Genomic DNA, 19029 nt, shown 5'->3' on the forward strand with positions numbered 1-19029 from the left:
ACTTTTGCCGCCAGTTTGTAACTGGAAAAGGCGATGAGACGGTGAAAATGGCCAGCCCGACACCTGCGATAATTCCTCGCAGCGAGCATGGTATATCTCGTAAACAATTTAGCCCTAACGCTATCAAAGTGCTCTATCGCTTAAAAGACGGTGGCTATGATGCCTACCTAGTTGGTGGTTGTATCCGCGATATCATGCTAGGAATAGAGCCTAAAGACTTTGATGTCGTTACCAATGCGACACCTGAACAAATCAAAAAGCTCTTCCGTAACTGTCGCTTAATAGGTCGTCGCTTCCGCCTTGCGCACATTGTTTTTGGACGAGAAATTATTGAAGTTGCCACCATGCGTGGCCATCATCAAAGTGATGACTCTTGTGCCACGACAAGTCAAGCCAGCGAACACGGGCAGCTATTACGCGACAATGTCTACGGCAGTATTGAAGAAGACGCCGAGCGCCGCGACTTTACTATCAATGCGCTATATTATTCGATCAATGACTTTACTTTACGCGACTTTGCCGGTGGTGTTGCTGACATTAAAGCGCGTAAAATTGAGCTGATTGGCGATCCTGAAACTCGCTATCGCGAAGATCCGGTACGTATGCTGAGAGCTATCCGCTTTGCAACCAAACTGGATATGGAGATTGCTACGCCGACCCGCACTCCGATTAAAGCATTAGCGCCGTTACTTGGGCATATCCCAGCTGCACGCTTGTTCGAAGAAACGCTAAAGCTATTTTTAAATGGTAAAGCGGAAGAAAACTTTCTTCAGATGCGTGAATACGGCTTGTTTGCACAATTATTCCCGGCGTTAGATAAAATCCTAGCACAGCCTGATAATGACTTTGAGCGTCGCTTTATTCAGCAAATGTTTGCCAATACGGATAGCCGTATCAACGCGGATAAAAAAGTAACCCCTGCATTTATCTATGCAGCACTTTTATGGTTCCCTATTTTAGCTAAAAGCGAAGCGCTCGCGGCCGAAGGTATGAATGAATATGATGCCTTTATGCAAGCCATTAATCACGTCCTTGCTGAAAATGCTAAACACGTTGCAGTGCCTAAACGCTTTACTTTAGGTGCCCGAGATATCTGGCATATTCAACAACGCCTAGATAAACGTTCAGGCCAGCGTGCATACCGCCTAAGCTTGCAGCCGAGATTCAAAGCAGCATATGATTTCCTATTATTGCGTGTTGAAAGTGGTGAACAAGAGCAAGAAGAACTTGCAGCTTGGTGGACTGACTACCTCAAGAATGACGTCACCGGCCAAAAAGACATGGTGCGCAACTTAGGTAACCAAAGCAAACCTAAGCGTCGTTATAATAGACGTAAGCCAAAAAGAAAACCGAAAGAAGATTAAATGAATATTGCGTACATTGGATTGGGTGCAAACCTATCCGAACCGATGGCACAAATACAGCGAGCACTCGATGTGCTCGCCGCCCATCCAGACCTCTCGCTTGTCCAGCACTCTAGCCTGTATGGCTCAAAACCTATGGGCCCTCAAGATCAACCTGATTATGTGAATGCCGTAGCAAAACTAGCGACATCATTAACAGCAGCATCTTTACTCGATGTGTTGCAACAAATAGAGCTTGAACATGGTCGTGTACGCAAAGCTGAGCGCTGGGGACCGCGCACGCTCGATTTGGATATACTGCTTTTTAATACCGACACCATTAACAGTGATAGACTGACGGTGCCACATTACGGCTTGAAAGAAAGAGAATTTGTCGTCTATCCACTGTTAGAGATAGCGCCAGAACTCAAATTACCTGATGGCACTGAGCTTAGCTCTTTAACACAAAAGTTACCACTTAACGGATTAACAATCCTCAAATAAACCAATCCAAGGGGTTTACCATGGCAAAAATTTCCGTCTCAACACTTGCCAAAATGAAGCGTGAAGGAACAAAAATAACAGCCCTCACCGCATACGATGCAAGTTTTGCAAAGTTATTTCACGACAATGGCGTAGATGTCATCTTAGTGGGTGATTCTCTGGGTATGGTTTTACAAGGTGGTGAAGACACTTTAGCCGTTACCACGGATGACATTGCCTATCACACCCGTTGTGTCAGAGCTGGTAGTAAAGAGCTATTCGTTATCGCCGATATGCCTTTTATGAGCTATTCAGATCCGCAGTCAGCCTGTCAGAATGCAGCTACCTTGATGCGCTCTGGTGCTAATATGGTTAAGCTTGAAGGTGGTGAATGGCTTTACGACAGCATTGCACTGCTTACTCAGCAAGGGATCCCAGTTTGTGGTCATTTAGGTTTAACCCCACAATCAGTGCACGTGTTTGGCGGCTTTAAAATTCAAGGTCGTGAAGAAGCACAAGCGCAAAAGATGATAGCCGATGCACAAGCGTTAGAACGTGCTGGTGCACAAATGATTGTGATTGAATGCGTACCTTCAGCACTGGCTAAACGCATTACCGACGCAGTGACAATTCCAGTCATTGGTATTGGCGCAGGTAAAGAGACCGATGGCCAAATTTTGGTTATGCATGACTTGGTTGGTATTTCTGCAGGATATATTCCTAAGTTTTCGAAGAACTTCCTGCTCGAAACTGGCAACATGCCAGATGCGGTGAAAAAGTTTTGTGCAGACGTGCAATCAGGTGAGTTCCCGGGGCCTGATCACGAATTTAATTAAATTTGCGATGAGCGATGCTTATCGCTGAGTCTGATCCAAGCGTTTTGTTTGGGTTAGTATTGTTATTATTGAGTTAGAGTACAACATGCAATCAGTTACTGAGATTAAATCGTTACGAAGCCAGATTAAAGCTTGGCGCCAACAAGGGTTGAGCATTGCCTTCGTACCAACGATGGGCAACCTTCACCGTGGTCATTTTTCCTTAGTAGAAAAAGCAAAAACCCTAGCGGATAAAGTCGTTGTCAGTATCTTTGTAAATCCAATGCAATTTGGTGCGAACGAAGACCTCGACAGCTATCCACGTACGCTTGAGCAAGACAAGCAAGGCCTTGCAGAACTAGAAACTGATATTGTGTTTACGCCTACCGTTGAGACCATATATCCTAACGGCCTAAATGCGCAAAGTTTTGTTGATGTACCAGGAGTATCAGAAGGACATTGTGGTGGCACACGCCCAGGACACTTTCGTGGCGTTGCAACGGTTGTCACTAAACTGTTTAACTTAGTACAACCTGATTTTGCCTGCTTCGGTGAAAAAGACTTTCAACAGTTACAGGTTATCAAAACAATGGTGAAAGACCTGTCTATTCCTGTTGAAGTGATTGGTGTTGCGACTCAAAGAGAAGTTTCTGGACTGGCGATGAGCTCACGTAATGGCTACCTCTCTGAATCAGAAAAAGACACTGCTAAAGTACTTTTTCAAGCACTAAAAGCAGCAGCTGGCGCTTTAGAAAATGGCGAAAAAGATTTTTCGAAGGTAACAAAAAATGCAACAGAAATGCTGCATAATGCAGGTTTAAAGTTGGATTATTTTAACATTTGTCAAAAAGATAGCTTGAAACCTGCTACACTCGAGGATAGTCAACTCGTCATTCTTGCCGCAGCTTTTCTCGGTAAAGTCAGACTGATTGATAATATTCAAGTCACAGTCTAAGGAATAATAATGAAAATTGCGTTCGCCTTGTTAGTACTTTCTACCACCCTACTGGGGTGTAGTAACTCTATCTCACCTGAGTTGAATCAATGTGCACAACAGAATTATCAATGCGAGCGCAACTGTGAGATGCAAAACACGCCAGAGACAATGTCGTTACAGATATGCACGGATAAATGTATTGAGCAGTATAATGCCTGTAAAGTACAGGCTGAAAAAATTACCGAGAGCAAACGATAGTTTGCTCTTTTTTAGCAAAAAATCCCCTTTATTCTTTTAAATACAAATACCTCCTGACTCCAGCAGTTATTTTTTATTCACCTTTTTAGAATATTTTGCGATACAATAAACTGGTCTGATGAGATAGACATACAACACCAACTTAGCTTGGCTTAAGGCTTGATTTACTAAACAATGCAGGTTGTAAGCACTAACTTTTCTTAATAACTTGTTATTTCTGGTTTTTATTCTAATCTCTAAGACAAAAGTAACACGACTGTTGAGCTCAGTATCAGTGCTTTTAATGCGTGTTACAGACACGACTCTTTGCAAAGAAAATGGGAATCAATATGAAAAAATCTGCAATTGCATTAGCGATAGCGCTTGGGACAGTGAGTTTTCAAAGTGCCGCTGAGATCAGAATTAATGGTTTTGCTTCCATTATTGGTGGTCAAACGCTAGATAGTGACGACACACTATATGGCTATGATAATGATTTTGATATGGAGAATCGTAGCTTATTCGCCTTACAACTTTCCGCCGATCTACAAGAAAGTCTAACTGCCACAGCACAGATCGTAGGCCGTGGTCAGAATGACTTTGATGCCGAGTTTGAATGGGCATACTTAACTTATGCGATTTCAGACTCGTCACAGATAAGCGCAGGTAAAATGCGTATACCATTCTATCGCTATTCTGACTTTTTAGATGTGGGTTATGCATACCGCTGGGTTAAACCACCTCAATCTGTATATAACCTAAGCTTTAGCACCTATAACGGATTGAGTTATATCCATAATTCGACATTAGGGGAATGGGAAAGCACTGTACAGCTAGCTTTAGGCAGCGTAGATGACGACATTGTTGCTATTACCTATTCAGATGAAGCCGAGTTAAATAACACGGTAGGTATTAACTGGACACTAAGCAGAGATTGGTTCAGTGCGCGTGCGGCCTACTTTGCTACCGAAGCGAGCATTAGCGCAGCTAATAGCCCTGAACTATCGGGATTATTGGCAGGGTTAACTGGCTACGGGCTAACGCAACAAGCGGATGATATTGCTGTCGATAAAGATGATGCTTACTTTGCCGCGATTGGTATTGCTATCGACTACAACGATATCTTGTTCGATGCAGAATACACTCAGTTTGAAGTGGATAACAGCATACTTGCTAAACAACAGCAGTATTACGCTTCCCTCGGTTACCGTATTGATGCATGGACAGTCCACCTAACCTACGAACACAATGAAGATAAGAATGACAACGACGAGTTTAACTCTGTCCCACTCACCATCACCGCTCCAAATGGTGTAACCATTCCTGTCACGACCGATCCAACCAATCCAAATGCACCTTATTTAAGAACACTTGTTAATGGTGCGCTTGCAGGCGCTCGTGCAGAATCAGAAACGTGGAGTATTGGTGCACGTTATGACTTCCATCCGTCAGCAGCATTCAAGATTGAACTAAACCAATTCGATAACACGCTAACAGATCAAAAAGTTGAACTGTTGAGCTTCGGTATCGATTTAGTATTCTAACGGAGGTTAATATGATTAAAAAAATAATGACCTTAGGGCTACTATTAGCCAGTCAGGCAGTTTTAGCAGATGTTGCTGTTATCGTGAACTCAGCAAATGCATCTACTGTAGATGATGGTACTATCAAAAAATTATTCCTTGGCAAAAGCAAATCATTTGCCGATGGTAGTAGTGCGACCCCTGTGAATCAGGATGGTAACGCGGTATTTGACGAGTTTAACGACAAAGTGATTGGTAAATCTAGCTCTCAGCTAAATGCCCATTGGTCTAAATTAGTATTCACCGGTAAGGGAACACCTCCGAAGAAGCTAGATAGCGATCAAGCGGTAATCGATTTTGTTTCGAGCAATGCAGACGCAATTGGTTATATCGATGCTACTAAAGTAACCGGTGCCGTCAAAGTGATTGGTAAATACTAGGGCCTGTTGACCTTTGCTGTTTGATTTTTGTTCTTCTGAGTGGGTTTTGGTCGCGACGCCCGACTTGCCGCCTAGTGATCTAGGCAAAAGTTGAGCAACAATGAACAAAGCGCACTCAGGTGAACCCAAAGGGCAGCGCTTGATTGGCATTTCTACTGTGTTCTCGCCTGACTCACATAGAATGACTATGCTACGCAGGCTCTGCCTTGTATAAATACCAATCAAACTGCTGCAAAAGCAAACTTGAAAGATAAACAGGCCCTAATATTCCTCATCAAATAAAAACAGCCACTTAATGTGGCTGTTTTTATTTATCGTTTAAAAATTAAAGCATTAGACTCTAAATTTTGAGGTTGCATCTTTCAAGTTGTCGGACAGTACATGGAGATTCTCAGCAACGTCTTGTACTTCATTCAACGCTTGCATTGTGTCTTGGAAAGACTGGTGCATAGATGTCACATTGTTTACTACCATAGCGGCTACCGAGGTCTGTTCCTCCGTTGCCGCAGCAATTTGACCATTCATGCTATTAATTGACAAGATTTGTGCTGCTATCTGCTCAATCGACTGCCCAGTTTGTGCAGCAGCTTCAGCATTATTAATTGCCATACTGCTTGCACTTGTCATTGCTTTCACCGCTTGATTTGCTGCTTCTGTTAGCACATTTAAAAGTTCTCTTATCTCATTGGTCGACTTTGCTGTTCTTGAGGCTAATTCGCGGACTTCATCAGCAACCACCGCAAAACCTCGACCTTGCTCACCAGCACGAGCCGCCTCAATCGCAGCATTCAAGGCAAGTAAATTGGTTTGCTCTGCAATTGATGTGATCACATTTAAGATTTGCGTCACGTTCTGTGTATCATCAGCTAGCTTATTGATCGTCTCTGCTGCATGATTAATTTCTTCACTTAACGCTTGTGATTCGTTAACTGACACCTGAATTTGGCGCTTACTCTGCTCAACTTCTTGTTCTGCCAGCTGAGCAGCATCAGAAGCTTGTGACGCTGAATGAGAGATATCACCCACACTTAACCGCATTTCTTCCATAGACTGACGTACTACTTCCGCGTCATGCGTTTGTTGATTCGTTGCCCCTTCAGCTTTTTCCATCCCCTGAATAAGGCGACTTGAGTCTTTCATCAAAGGTTCGACGACACTCATCACCTCAACAACAGCCCCTTTTAGTAACCCGACAAATTCATTAAAGTTTATGGATACCTGGCCAATTTCATCGTGAGAGCGCACATTGAGCGTGGTGGACAAAGAACCCTGCCCTTGCGCTAATAGTTTCAGATTTTGCGCCGCATCCTTAGCTGAGTTGCCTATACCTCTTGCGATCATAACCGCTAAGAAAACCAGCACAAGTAAAGAAATAACGGCCACAATCAACATTATCGTGAGCGCGTTTGCTGAGCGCTCTTCGGTATTTTGAAGTAATTCAACAAAACGATCATTCGCGTTCGTTTTAGCCTTGGTAAAATCTGCGACTAAGCCTTCGTAGATTTCAGTTTTCTTTTTGGCATCTTCTTGGATACGGGAAAAATCAGCTGTACCATCTATCATTCCTCCAGCAATTTGTTGCGCAATTTTGCCGTACTGCGTAAGTTCATCGCTATTATCTGAGGGCATAAAGCCACTTTGTACCGACTCAATTTTTTGCAAGTTAGCTTGGATTTGCTGTTGATATTCTTTTGCTTTATCTAATAATTCAGCATCCCCGAAGGTTACAGCTTGAGTGAATAGCTCATCTAAATTCTGCAGCTTATTTGCGTTTTCTGTGGCGAGGTTAAGAATTTTGTATGTCTGCTCCTCTAATTCATTTAAGGCCCTTTGGTTAGAACTAATAGCGTTGTAATTAACAAACACGATAACCACAAAAGCGACAACCGCAACGAGCGTAATTGCGTGGATCTTTTTGGTGATACTAAGATCAGCAAAAGCAGTACCTAGACTCATATATACACCTTTTGAAGTAAGACGAGTTCATTATCGACTGATTTATTATAAATTTTAACTAAATATAGAATATTTCCAGCTTTTTTGCCGCCTGAGGATGAAGATTTAAACAAATTATTCAATCTGGGAACATAGAAGTGTGAAAATAAAAAATGCCGCTCAACGAGCGGCATCAATAACAACAAGTAATTAGCGGGTTGAGTAATTGATTAAAGTAAACCTAACTTTTTCAATTCACGTGTCGCCATTTCGCTAGAAAGAGGAACGTAACCATCTTTCTCAACGATCTTTTGACCTTCTTTAGACAATACCATCTTCAAGAATTCAGCCTCGATAGGTGCTAATTCTTTATTAGGGTGCTTGTTCACATATAGGTATAGGAAGCGAGACAGTGGGTATTTGCCCTGTGCCACATTTTCTAATGTTGCATCAACGTAGTTCGTGCCTTTTTTCGCCAATGGTACGGTACGTACGCCTGACGTTTTATAACCGATACCAGAATAACCAATCGCATTCACTGAAGACGAGATAGACTGTACTACAGACGCAGAACCTGGCTGCTCGTTAACATTATTGCGGAAGTCACCTTTACACAGTGCTTTTTTCTTGAAGTAACCATAAGTACCAGATACTGAGTTACGACCATAAAGCTGAATATCTTTTGCTGCCCAATCACCCGTTAGACCAACATCACTCCAGCGATTTGCCTGTGCTGCCGAACCACACTTGCGCGTTGAAGAGAAGATTGAATCAACCTGTTCAATTGTTAAGCCTTCAATTGGGTTATCTTTGTGTACAAATACTGCGAGCGCATCAATTGCTACGCGGATTTCTGTTGGCTTATAACCATAACGCTTTTCAAAAGCTTCGATTTCTTTTGATTTCATCTTACGGCTCATTGGGCCGAAGTTTGCCGTTGCTTCCGTTAGTGCAGGTGGCGCAGTAGAAGAACCAGCAGCTTGAATTTGGATATTTACGTTAGGGTAAATTCTTTTATATTCTTCTGCCCAAAACGTCATCATGTTGGCAAGCGTATCAGAACCTACAGAAGAGAAGTTTCCTGAGATACCGCTGGTTTTATTATACTCTGGTAACTTTTCGTCTAAAGCAGATACTTGAGTAGAAACTAATGTAGTAATAGCCACACCCATTGCGGCAACTAAGCTTTTAAATTTCATTGGGGTCACTCCAGTTGTTGGTCCCAGTTATTTTACGCAGCTCATTGTGCAGCGATAAAATGACAATAAAATTACCCTTAAATTACACTTTTATGACTTTCATCATTTGTCATAAAAATTCGCTTTTGTTTGGGGAAAGTAAACCAAAAGCGAGAGCCTTCACCCACTTTGCTTTCAATATGTAAAGCTGAGTCATGACGAGACAACACATGTTTAGTAATTGCTAAACCAAGGCCCGAGCCGCCTGTTTTTCGGCTTCGTGCTTTATCCACACGGTAAAAACGTTCAGTTAGTCGGTTAATGTGTTCAGGCGCGATACCATCGCCATTATCGACGACACTAAAGGTCGGCAAGTCGTTTTCTAAATACCAACGTACACGAATGTGCCCACCGGGTTTAGTGTAATGAATAGCATTAAAAATTAAATTTGAGTAAGCACTGCGTAACTCATCCCCAGCCCCTTTGATATCCAAAGTCGGATCAATATCAAAAACGAGCTCATGGCCCTTTTCCTGATTAAGTGACTTCGCTTCGGTATGAATAAGATCAAGCATGGCAGGAATATTCACGGCTTTGTCATTGTCTTGCTTTCTCGCCCCTTCGATTCGAGACAAGGAAAGAAGTTGATTTACCAGACTATCCATCCGTTTACACTGATCTATCATAGTGCCATGTGCTTTAGCCCACATCGCGGGGGGTGGCATATTATCGCTATCCATCATCTCTAGATAGCCAGCCATGACGGTTAGCGGCGTCCTTAGCTCATGAGATACATTTGCGACAAAGTCTTTGCGCATTTGCTCTAATTGCTTTAGTCGGCTGACATCACGCGCCACTAGCATAAGCTGCTCGGCATAAGGCATGACTCGTATTTCCAACACTTGCTCATGTGCAAGTCCGGTCTCAAGCTCTAATGCTTCATCAAAGCGATGTTCATGCATGTATTTTACAAATTTAGGATCTCGGATAAGGTTATCCAATCTTTGACCATGATCTGTAGGCCATTGCAAACCTAACACTTTCAAAGCTAATTGGTTACACCACACAATACTGAGATCTTGTTGCAGTACAACGACCGCGTCTGGGATAGCTTCAGCCCCCTCACGAAAGCGTCGGATCAGTTCCGCGAGCTCATTACGCTTTTTACGATTACGTTGCTGAAGCTGATAGATCCCTTCAAACACTTGCTCCCAAGCGCCCTTACCTTCAGGTGGATTAAAACTACGTTGATTGAGCAGCCAGTCGCTCAAACGATAGAGTTGTTTGTAATGCCAAACTAATAAGACGAAAGCACCTATGAAAAGAAACAGAAAAGGTGCACTGACTAAATAGCCAATTAAGGCTAGTGGTAGGAAATACAAAAACAGGCGTCTCGTTAACGCCTGTTTATCAATCACTCGATACATAGACTAAATCCATTTAGGAACCAAATAATTCAGTTCCTCTTGGAATACTAATTACAGTTTACTCGAAAAGCGGTAACCTGCACCACGTACGGTTTGCACTAAGCGATCGTGGCCAAGCGGTGCGATAGCTTTACGTAAGCGACGAATATGAACGTCTACAGTGCGATCTTCAACGTACACGTTAGTGCCCCATACGTGATCTAACAGCTGTTCACGGCTATAAACACGTTCAGGGTGTGTCATGAAGAAATGTAATAAACGAAACTCTGTCGGCCCCATATCTAACTCAGTGCCCGCAGATGTCACTCGGTGAGAAATAGGGTCTAAACGTAATCCGTGAACTTCTATCGCTTCTTCTAGCGACGTCGGTGAAACTCGACGCATTACCGCTTTAATACGAGCCATTAGCTCTTTAGGAGAGAAAGGCTTTGTCACATAATCATCCGCACCAACCTCTAATCCTTTAACTTTGTCTTCCTCTTCACCTCTTGCCGTTAGCATGATGATTGGGATCTGACGGGTATATTCACTTTGCTTAAACTTTTTAGCAATTTGAATACCACTGCCTCCTGGCAGCATCCAGTCTAGTAGCACCATATCTGGATAAGGTTCTACCATAGCAGCAACTGCTGAATCATAGTCTTCCGCTTCAATTGCTTGAAAACCATTTTGCTCTAGTACGAACACCAACATTTCTCTGATAGGTGCTTCATCATCAACTACAAGTACTTTACGTGACATTCCCAATGTTCTCTCGTTACCGACGTTGTTGATGTCATTATTATGACTAACTGTGACATTTTTATGAAAGTGTAACGTGTAAACGCAAAACAAGCCAAAAAAATCTCTTTTTTGGCTACAAAGGGAATACCTTATTTATTTGTAATAATATGATTTTAAATATATTTTATACTAAAATATTGGTCTCAAAATAGTGTTTTCGAAATATGGACTACGATCTCCAAACCATACTACAGAAACTACGCTGCAATTCACCGCAAAATCAGCATGCTTTTTGTAAATAGCCTTACGCCTTTGTAAATTAAAAGTCATATCTCAATGTGACCGCCATCGTGTTGTGATCTTCGTTGTTATCCAAAGAAAATTTCGAATACCAAAGATACATACGAGCTTGTTTACTTAGACTTTTTTCCACACCTACTGAGGCTGCATTGCCAGAGTCTTTCAGCTTACCTGCAGCCCCATCCGAATCTTGATACTGGGCAAGTAAGGTATATGACTCAATCTGGTAAGCAGCACTCACCATGAAGCTATCTACTTCCTCATCACTATCAATCGCTTCATTTTGTTGATACATACCGCCGAGTTTAAAGTCTCCCAGTTTTCCTTGTACCGTCACGCGATTAATGTCTTGTCCCGCAACTTTATTGTCGTGGGCAACAGCAACATATACATTAGTTTTCTTGAGTTTGCTATCACCGTAACTTGCCGACAAAGATAAGCCATCTTCGCCGTTTTGTTTGCTGTTGTCTTCGGCAATATAACTCACTGTAAACTGCAAATGATTAATAGCCGGGGTCGTATATTGCACGGTGTCACCAAGGCGATTTTCACCAACAAATAACGAATTAATATCACCAGAAAAGTCATTCATTAAGTCCACTTTGCCTTGCGACTTTTTCATCGGTGTATCATCACGGCCGATCAGGAGCTGACCATAGCTCCCTTTAACCCCAAGATACTGAGAGCGTGCTGTAAGGTTATCACCTGACTTACCATCTTTGTCTTGATCTGTGATCTCAACTTGGAATTCATATTTATAAAAGACCTCAAGCCCATCCTGCAGCTTTGTCGATCCCTTTAACCCCATGCGAGAGTTATAACTCTCAATTGAAGTATCGCTATCACCGTCTTTATCAGAGTTTTGCACCCCGACATGAGCTCTACCGTATAGAGATACAGCTTCGTTTGCATAACTACAAACACTCATAGAGCAAAGGCTTAGAGCAACAAATGGTAGGTATTTCATTTTCATCTTTGATCACCTTGGATAGTATTTGGGCGCAGTACAACAAGGTTTGAGATGCCGAAGCCAGACAGAGAGGACGTAGCGAACAGATCTCGTATTGTTAAAGTTAGACACTTTTAGCTGGAGATCAAGAAACTGACTCCGGGATCAGTATTTTATTAACTGCTAGAGATCATCTATAGTCAGGATCAGCTTTTTACCAACAAGATCGTCCCCAAGATCATTTTCTTACTAACCTCTTACTACTTAACGCTGGATCACGTTGGTATAAAAATGATCTAAGCGAGGCTAACTTATTGATCTGAGGTTTTGAAATATATCTACTTAGTTAAACAATGATCTTTGTTAGTAAAGATCTGATCCCTATTTACCTCGCTAGTAAAATGGCGATCTAAGTGTATTTTCACCTTGCAAGCCCTATTAAACATTGGCTTTCAATCAAGGATCAGATACAAAAAAGCCTCTATTTCAGAGGCTTTTTGAAGTATCAGCGTGCGATGCACAATTTTACTTAGTCAAATTTTGATCCGTAAGTTATTTCACTTTAGGATCTAACTCACCAGTTAGATATCTCAAGTGCATATCATCAAGTGAAATTGGCTTGATCTTAGCAGCTTGACCAGCTGTACCAAACGCTTCGTAGCGCGCAACACAGATCTCAGTCATCGCTTTCGTCGCTTCCGCTAAGAATTTGCGAGGATCGAAATTGCTTGGGTTTTGCGCAAGGTGGCGACGAATAGCACCTGTTGATGCTAAACGTAGATCAGTATCAATATTAACTTTACGAACACCGAATTTAATACCTTCAACAATTTGCTCGACCGGTACACCGTAAGTCTCAGGGATTTCGCCACCAAACTCATTGATGATTGCTAACCAATCCTGCGGTACTGAAGACGAACCATGCATTACTAAGTGAGTATCAGGAATACGAGCGTGGATTTCTTTGATGCGGTTAATTGCTAAGATATCGCCCGTTGGTGGACGAGTAAATTTATAAGCACCGTGTGATGTACCGCATGCAATAGCAAGCGCATCTACATTGGTTTTCTTGACGAAGTCTGCAGCTTCTTCAGGATCTGTCAGTAGCTGATCTTCTGTTAATTTACCTTCAGCGCCAATACCGTCCTCTTCACCAGCTTCACCGGTTTCAAGAGAACCAAGTACACCTAACTCGCCCTCAACAGACACGCCACAAGCGTGCGCCATTTCAACAGTACGACGAGTAACGTCCACATTATACTCGTAGCTTGAAGGCGTTTTACCGTCTTCCATTAGAGAGCCGTCCATCATGACTGATGAGAAACCAAGTTGAATTGAGCGCTGGCATACAGCAGGTGAAGTACCATGATCTTGGTGCATTACAACTGGAATATGAGGCCATTCTTCTACAGCCGCTAAAATCATGTGGCGGATAAATGGTGCACCAGCATATTTGCGTGCACCAGCAGAACCTTGCACGATAACCGGACTATTTGTCTTGTCCGCAGCTTCCATGATCGCACGCATTTGCTCTTGGTTATTCACGTTGAATGCAGGAACGCCATAACCATGCTCAGCTGCATGATCGAGAAGTTGACGCATACTGATTAAAGCCATATTGCTTTTCTCCAATTGTTGATAGCCACCGCTATCGGTTTGAACGGATAATATGTTTACACCAGCCAACGCTGATGAAGTTAACCACTTTATTTGTTGGCTAACCGGACGCTACGCGTCGTCAAGCAAACATCAAGTATGTGAGAGAGTGATGTTTACCTGATATTAAGAGGCAGCTTAACGCTACCTCAATCAATTTTAGTCTCTAGCTCGCTGCTCAAGCATGGCGACCGCAGGAAGCGTTTTACCCTCAAGAAATTCAAGGAAAGCACCGCCACCTGTAGAAATATAAGAGATATCTTGCTCAACACCATACTTATCGATAGCAGCTAACGTATCGCCACCACCAGCAATTGAGAATGCTGACGACTTAGCGATAGCATTGGCAATCGCTTCAGTACCATTACCAAATTGATCAAATTCAAATACACCCACTGGGCCATTCCAAACCACAGTGCCAGCATTTGCAATGATCTCGGCAAGTTGAGTTGCAGTATCAGGACCGATGTCGAAGATCATGTCTTCGTCTGAAACTTCGCTCGCATCTTTAATGGTAGCAACTGCAGATTCTGAAAACTCATTACCGACAACCACATCAGTCGGAACAGGAATATCACCGTCATTCGCTCTGGCAGCAGCCACTAGCTTGTTCGCTTCAGGGATCAAGTCCGCTTCGTACAGCGACTTACCAACAGGGTTACCCGCTGCAGCAATGAAAGTATTCGCGATACCACCACCAGTAACGAGTTGGTCAACAACCTTAGACAATGAATCAAGCACGGTTAGTTTAGTTGATACTTTAGAGCCGCCAACGATGGCCACTAAAGGACGAGCTGGGTTATCTAGTGCTTTACCAAGCGCGTCGAGTTCAGCTGCAAGCAATGGACCTGCACAAGCCACCTCTGCGTACAAGCCAACACCATGTGTTGAAGCCTGTGCGCGGTGCGCAGTACCAAAGGCATCCATCACGTAGACATCACAAAGCGCAGCTAGTTTTTTCGCGAGTACTTCATCGTCTTTCTTCTCGCCAACGTTAAAACGCACGTTTTCGAATACGATAACTTCATTGTCTTGTACATCCACGCCGTCTAGATAGTCAGTCACTAAACGTACATCTTGAGATAACGCATCATTAAGATAATCCACAACCGGCTGCATGGAGTATTGTGCATCATATTCTCCCTCGGTTGGACGACCAAGGTGAGACATCACCATCACTTTAGCACCTTTTTCTAGCGCTAATTTGATACTAGGTAGTGCAGCACGGATCCGCGCGTCCGACGCGACTTTGCCATCTTTAATTGGCACATTTAGGTCTTCGCGGATCAACACACGCTTGCCGTTTAAATCTAAATCCGCCATCTTAATGACTGACATTGGACATCTCCTTAAAGAACGATACATTTTGTTATCTACAAGGCAGCAATCGTTTGCTACCTCGGTTTGAATTATTGTTTTAATTTTGTGCAGACAATTTGATTATAACAGCGTCTGAAACAAATGATTAGCCACGCATCATCACGCAAGCGGTATCAAGCATACGATTAGCAAAACCCCACTCGTTATCACACCAAACTAGCAGCTTAACCAAGCGCTTGTGACTCACTCGAGTTTGCGTACCATCTATAATACAAGAATGTGGATCGTGATTAAAATCAACCGATACTAGCGGCTCTTCAGTGTAGCTCAATACCCCTTCTAAACGACCACCAGCGGCCTGCTTTAGAACCGAGTTTACCGCATCAATTGTGACATTTTCATTGAGCGTAACGCTCAGATCCATCGCCGTAACATTGATTGTTGGCACCCGTACCGCGATCGCCTCAAAACGACCTTGAAACTTAGGTAAAATACGCTCAATACCGCGAGCCAGCTTAGTATCAACAGGAATGATGGATTGGCTTGCCGCACGCGTACGCCGCAAATCACTGTGATAAGCATCAATCACTTGTTGATCATGCATAGAGGCGTGAATAGTCGTAATAGCACCGGACTCAACACCAAACTTATCGTCTAGCACTTTAATTACCGGAACAATACAGTTTGTTGTACATGAGCCGTTAGACACAATGGTGTGCTCAGGTAACAATATCTCTTCGTTGATACCGAAGATCACCGTCGCATCAACATCAGCATCCGCGGGGTGTGAAAACAGTACTTTCTTTGCCCCAGCCTGAATATGCGCAAGTGCGTGCTGACGAGAATGATAGACGCCAGTGCAATCGAGCACCACATCAACATCCAGCGCACGCCAAGGCAGGTGACTTGGATCTGGCTCTGAAAATAACTGGATCTTATCCTCAGCTACTTCCAAAAAAGATTCTGTTAACGAAACTGGAAAAGCAAAACGCCCATGTGAGGTATCGTATTTTAGAAGATGCGCGATCCCTTTAGGATCCGCCAACTCATTGATGGCTACAATTTGTATTTCGTGGTGACGACCCGACTCATAGAGTGCTCTTACGATATTACGCCCTATTCGACCAAAGCCATTAATTGCAAGCTTGATTGTCATTAAATTGAAAATCCATGAAGTCGCAAGTACGAAAGTTCCCCTTCGTTTTGATGGCGCTATTGTAATCGACCTGAGTGAAATGTGTAAGAGGCTAGGGCAATTTTTTAACTCAAGTTAAATCCGCAATTTTACATTTACCACCGGCACAGATGGCCAGAGATTGCGCCAACAGTAGCTCCGCTGTCGCTAAAGCATCGCTAAGCGCATCATGCAATTGGTGAGGAGGTAAACCATAACGCATTCTACAAGCGTTTAGTGTTAACGCATCTTGCGCCAGCGGATAGCCTTGCTTTAATACACGACGCTTATCTATCTGCATGGTATCTAACAGCAAGGCAGGTCTTACGTTTAGCTCAAAGCGCTGAAATGCCGCCTTAAGAAACGCCCAATCCATCTGTACGTTATGACATACCAACACTTTACCGTGGAGCGTGCGCTGAAGCGCCAGCAACAGAGTTTGTAAGGACTCACCGTCAGCCAATCGACTACTATCAATACCGTGGAAAACTGGACTCTGTGCAAGCGATTGCACCTCACTGTTCAAATGATACTGTGCATCTTTCACTTGGATCCGCATATTTTTAATCGGCAACCAACCAGCCGACACAATTTCATGGCGCTTAGGATCAAGCCCGGTGAGCTCAAGGTCTAGCACCACCAACTCGGCTTGCGCAAACGGCAGATGTTTATAGCGCCACTTAGCAACAGAATGAGAAAACCAGTTCACTGCTTACAAACTCCCTCGAGCAAACTTAAACGCACTCGCCTGCTGTGCTTGTTTGACTAAATAAAATGCTTCTTTGAGTTGATGGCGTTCAAGAGAAGAGAGGTTTTCTGGGTTTATACAATTTCCTGGTAATCCTTCACGGTTGATTTGAGTCTTTAACCGCAATTGTGTTAAGAATCGCCAACAGTCTTTTAGATTGTCGATATCCGACTTAGCAAGTAATGGGCTTTTAGTCAGTGCTTCTAGGCGCTCTAATGTGTTAGCTCTTGCAACCCCAACCTTTAGCGCATACAACCTAACCACATCGTTGATAATGGCAACCCCACGCTTTTTCAGATCTAAATACTTATGTTTGCTCTTGTCTTTTTCCAGCTTAAATTGTTGAAAGATCCCAATCGGTACCGAGTTTGCGTTGATGTCTGTCGCCATCGCCGCATAAAACAACTCGTTTCGACTGATCTGATCCAAAGATTGGCGCAGGGTCGCATAGAGATCACTGGCGCCATCAATAAAACGCATATCAAAGTAGATCTTGCAATTAAGCATCGCTTTTGGCGTAGGAGACAAGATCCACTTGCTAAATTTGGCGGTCCACTGGGCAACTGTGCCACGGCAATCTGCATTACTAGCCATGATATTTCCCGGGCAAGATTGAATACCGCACTCGTTGAGTTGTTCACAGACAAACGCGCCTAAAGCAGCAAAGTAACGACGATCGTTTTCGCTAATATTGTCTGGTAGCAACAAACCATTGTCTTGATCTGAATGTAAGGTCTGCTCTTCTCGTGCCTGAGAGCCAAAACAGATCCACGCAAAACGGCATGGTGCAGCACCGTGCTGCTGTTGATATAAATAGATTAACCTTGATGTTAGTGCATCAGTGAGGCCACTTAGTAGCTTGCCAATCAGTGAAATATCTTCAATATGATAGGAAAATTGACGCAATAGATCCGGGATCTCCTGAGCGCAGTTTTTGATAGCCAGAAGATTTTGCGCTTTATAGATCCTGCCAATAAGTTGCACCGGATCACTTTTTTGCTGTCTCAGCAGATCGGTGCTGGTCAGCATGCCCAATGGTTTATATGCTTCATTTAACACTGGCAAGTGATGAATATTGTGCTTAAGCATTAAATGCAGGGCCGAAAACACACGGTTGTTTTCGAAAATATGTTTTGGCTTTTCCGTCATGATCTCAGCAAGTGGAGCACTGGGATCTTTGTCTTGCGCTAGAACTCGATTGCGCAGATCTCTATCCGTCACAACGCCAACCAAGCGCGCTTGCTCCGTGACCATAATTGATGAAACACGATGCTGGCTCATCAATTTGGCAGCGTCACGAATACTCGCTGTCGGCGCGATAGTAACCGCGTCTTTAGTCATTAGCTCAGATATTTTCCGCTCTGACCAAGTTTCGCTTTGCTGTTTATAACGAGAAGAAAGTAGTCGGTTAGCATGTGCTCTAACAAAGTATTGCTCAAAAGGTTTATATTCTCGGCGCAAAAAATCAAAGTTCTGCTCATTGAGAATATAAACCAAGCCATCTTTTTGAACTTCGATGCGATTTTGAATGGCATCACCGGTTAATAAAGAAGGATAACCAAAGTAATCTCCCTCACTCATACGACCAATGACTTCGTCTTTTGCAGAGATCAGATCAACCACACCTGAGCGCAGCAGATATAGATTTGGCTTGCCATCTTGAAGCCAATCTTGTTGATTCGTCTGGCTAAGATAAACAATTTCGATATGTTTTGAAAAGTAGCTGGCAGCCGCTTCGGGCAATTCAGAAAACGGGGCTTGTTTATAAACAAACTGAAAGACATCTTGAATTTCTGGCGTCATACCTAACTGTCCTTTTAATCGTCTACAATTTTGCACTA

Annotated in this window: 18 protein-coding genes; 7 read left to right on the forward strand and 11 right to left on the reverse strand. The window is 43.2% G+C overall.

The window, feature by feature from the left end; all coding sequences use genetic code 11:
- Positions 1 to 47: 47 nt before the first annotated feature.
- From pcnB to QSH61_RS15685, 7 genes are all read left to right on the forward strand, one after another.
- Positions 48 to 1364 carry a polynucleotide adenylyltransferase PcnB gene (gene pcnB / locus QSH61_RS15655; protein WP_029215927.1) on the forward strand — a complete coding sequence of 439 codons (1317 nt, stop codon included), beginning with the start codon at positions 48 to 50 and terminating at the stop codon, positions 1362 to 1364.
- On the forward strand, positions 1365 to 1847 hold the full coding sequence (gene folK, locus QSH61_RS15660) for a 2-amino-4-hydroxy-6-hydroxymethyldihydropteridine diphosphokinase (protein WP_010607569.1): 483 nt from the start codon (positions 1365 to 1367) through the stop codon (positions 1845 to 1847). It abuts the gene before it with no gap.
- A 20-nt stretch (positions 1848 to 1867) separates the two neighbouring features.
- Positions 1868 to 2662, forward strand: coding sequence for a 3-methyl-2-oxobutanoate hydroxymethyltransferase (gene panB, locus QSH61_RS15665; protein ID WP_010607568.1), 795 nt, complete (start codon positions 1868 to 1870; stop codon positions 2660 to 2662).
- A gap of 85 nt (positions 2663 to 2747) precedes the next feature.
- Positions 2748 to 3596, forward strand: coding sequence for a pantoate--beta-alanine ligase (gene panC, locus QSH61_RS15670; protein ID WP_206473058.1), 849 nt, complete (start codon positions 2748 to 2750; stop codon positions 3594 to 3596).
- 9 nt (positions 3597 to 3605) lie between these two features.
- The gene (locus tag QSH61_RS15675; protein WP_010607566.1) at positions 3606 to 3836 is read left to right on the forward strand and encodes a hypothetical protein; all 231 of its coding nucleotides are present in this window, start codon (positions 3606 to 3608) and stop codon (positions 3834 to 3836) included.
- Positions 3837 to 4165: 329 nt separating this feature from the next.
- Positions 4166 to 5359, forward strand: coding sequence for a porin (locus QSH61_RS15680; protein WP_102057509.1), 1194 nt, complete (start codon positions 4166 to 4168; stop codon positions 5357 to 5359).
- A gap of 11 nt (positions 5360 to 5370) precedes the next feature.
- Entirely contained in the window at positions 5371 to 5778 is a 408-nt protein-coding gene (locus tag QSH61_RS15685; RefSeq protein WP_102057510.1) for a type 2 periplasmic-binding domain-containing protein, read from the forward strand.
- Here the strand turns inward: QSH61_RS15685 and QSH61_RS24435 are convergent.
- The 11 genes from QSH61_RS24435 to QSH61_RS15735 form a co-directional block, all read right to left on the reverse strand.
- On the reverse strand, positions 5668 to 5928 hold the full coding sequence (locus QSH61_RS24435) for a hypothetical protein (protein ID WP_081489986.1): 261 nt from the start codon (positions 5926 to 5928) through the stop codon (positions 5668 to 5670). The two genes, QSH61_RS15685 and QSH61_RS24435, sit on opposite strands and share 111 nt — an antisense overlap.
- 183 nt (positions 5929 to 6111) lie before the next feature.
- Positions 6112 to 7734 (reverse strand): methyl-accepting chemotaxis protein, encoded by a 1623-nt coding sequence (locus tag QSH61_RS15690; protein WP_010607563.1) that lies wholly within the window; start codon positions 7732 to 7734, stop codon positions 6112 to 6114.
- A gap of 209 nt (positions 7735 to 7943) precedes the next feature.
- On the reverse strand, positions 7944 to 8912 hold the full coding sequence (locus tag QSH61_RS15695; RefSeq protein WP_017216573.1) for a PstS family phosphate ABC transporter substrate-binding protein: 969 nt from the start codon (positions 8910 to 8912) through the stop codon (positions 7944 to 7946).
- 77 nt (positions 8913 to 8989) lie between these two features.
- Positions 8990 to 10318: a phosphate regulon sensor histidine kinase PhoR gene (phoR, locus tag QSH61_RS15700; protein ID WP_174169717.1), complete on the reverse strand. Its 1329-nt coding sequence runs from the start codon at positions 10316 to 10318 to the stop codon at positions 8990 to 8992.
- A gap of 51 nt (positions 10319 to 10369) precedes the next feature.
- Positions 10370 to 11059 carry a phosphate regulon transcriptional regulator PhoB gene (gene phoB, locus QSH61_RS15705; protein WP_010378755.1) on the reverse strand — a complete coding sequence of 230 codons (690 nt, stop codon included), beginning with the start codon at positions 11057 to 11059 and terminating at the stop codon, positions 10370 to 10372.
- A gap of 301 nt (positions 11060 to 11360) precedes the next feature.
- A complete protein-coding gene (locus tag QSH61_RS15710; protein ID WP_174169716.1) occupies positions 11361 to 12314 on the reverse strand; it encodes a porin in 954 nt (317 codons plus the stop codon).
- A gap of 528 nt (positions 12315 to 12842) precedes the next feature.
- On the reverse strand, positions 12843 to 13907 hold the full coding sequence (gene fba / locus QSH61_RS15715; RefSeq protein WP_010607559.1) for a class II fructose-bisphosphate aldolase: 1065 nt from the start codon (positions 13905 to 13907) through the stop codon (positions 12843 to 12845).
- Positions 13908 to 14105: 198 nt separating this feature from the next.
- Positions 14106 to 15284: a phosphoglycerate kinase gene (locus tag QSH61_RS15720; protein ID WP_010607558.1), complete on the reverse strand. Its 1179-nt coding sequence runs from the start codon at positions 15282 to 15284 to the stop codon at positions 14106 to 14108.
- 127 nt (positions 15285 to 15411) lie between these two features.
- Positions 15412 to 16422: an erythrose-4-phosphate dehydrogenase gene (gene epd, locus QSH61_RS15725; RefSeq protein WP_010607557.1), complete on the reverse strand. Its 1011-nt coding sequence runs from the start codon at positions 16420 to 16422 to the stop codon at positions 15412 to 15414.
- Between the two features lie 109 nt (positions 16423 to 16531).
- On the reverse strand, positions 16532 to 17149 hold the full coding sequence (locus QSH61_RS15730) for a 3'-5' exonuclease (protein WP_174169715.1): 618 nt from the start codon (positions 17147 to 17149) through the stop codon (positions 16532 to 16534).
- A 3-nt stretch (positions 17150 to 17152) separates the two neighbouring features.
- Positions 17153 to 18991 carry a DUF294 nucleotidyltransferase-like domain-containing protein gene (locus QSH61_RS15735; RefSeq protein ID WP_102057515.1) on the reverse strand — a complete coding sequence of 613 codons (1839 nt, stop codon included), beginning with the start codon at positions 18989 to 18991 and terminating at the stop codon, positions 17153 to 17155.
- Between the last annotated feature and the right edge of the window lie 38 nt (positions 18992 to 19029).

Source organism: Pseudoalteromonas sp. JC3, assembly GCF_030291895.1.
GTDB lineage: Bacteria > Pseudomonadota > Gammaproteobacteria > Enterobacterales > Alteromonadaceae > Pseudoalteromonas.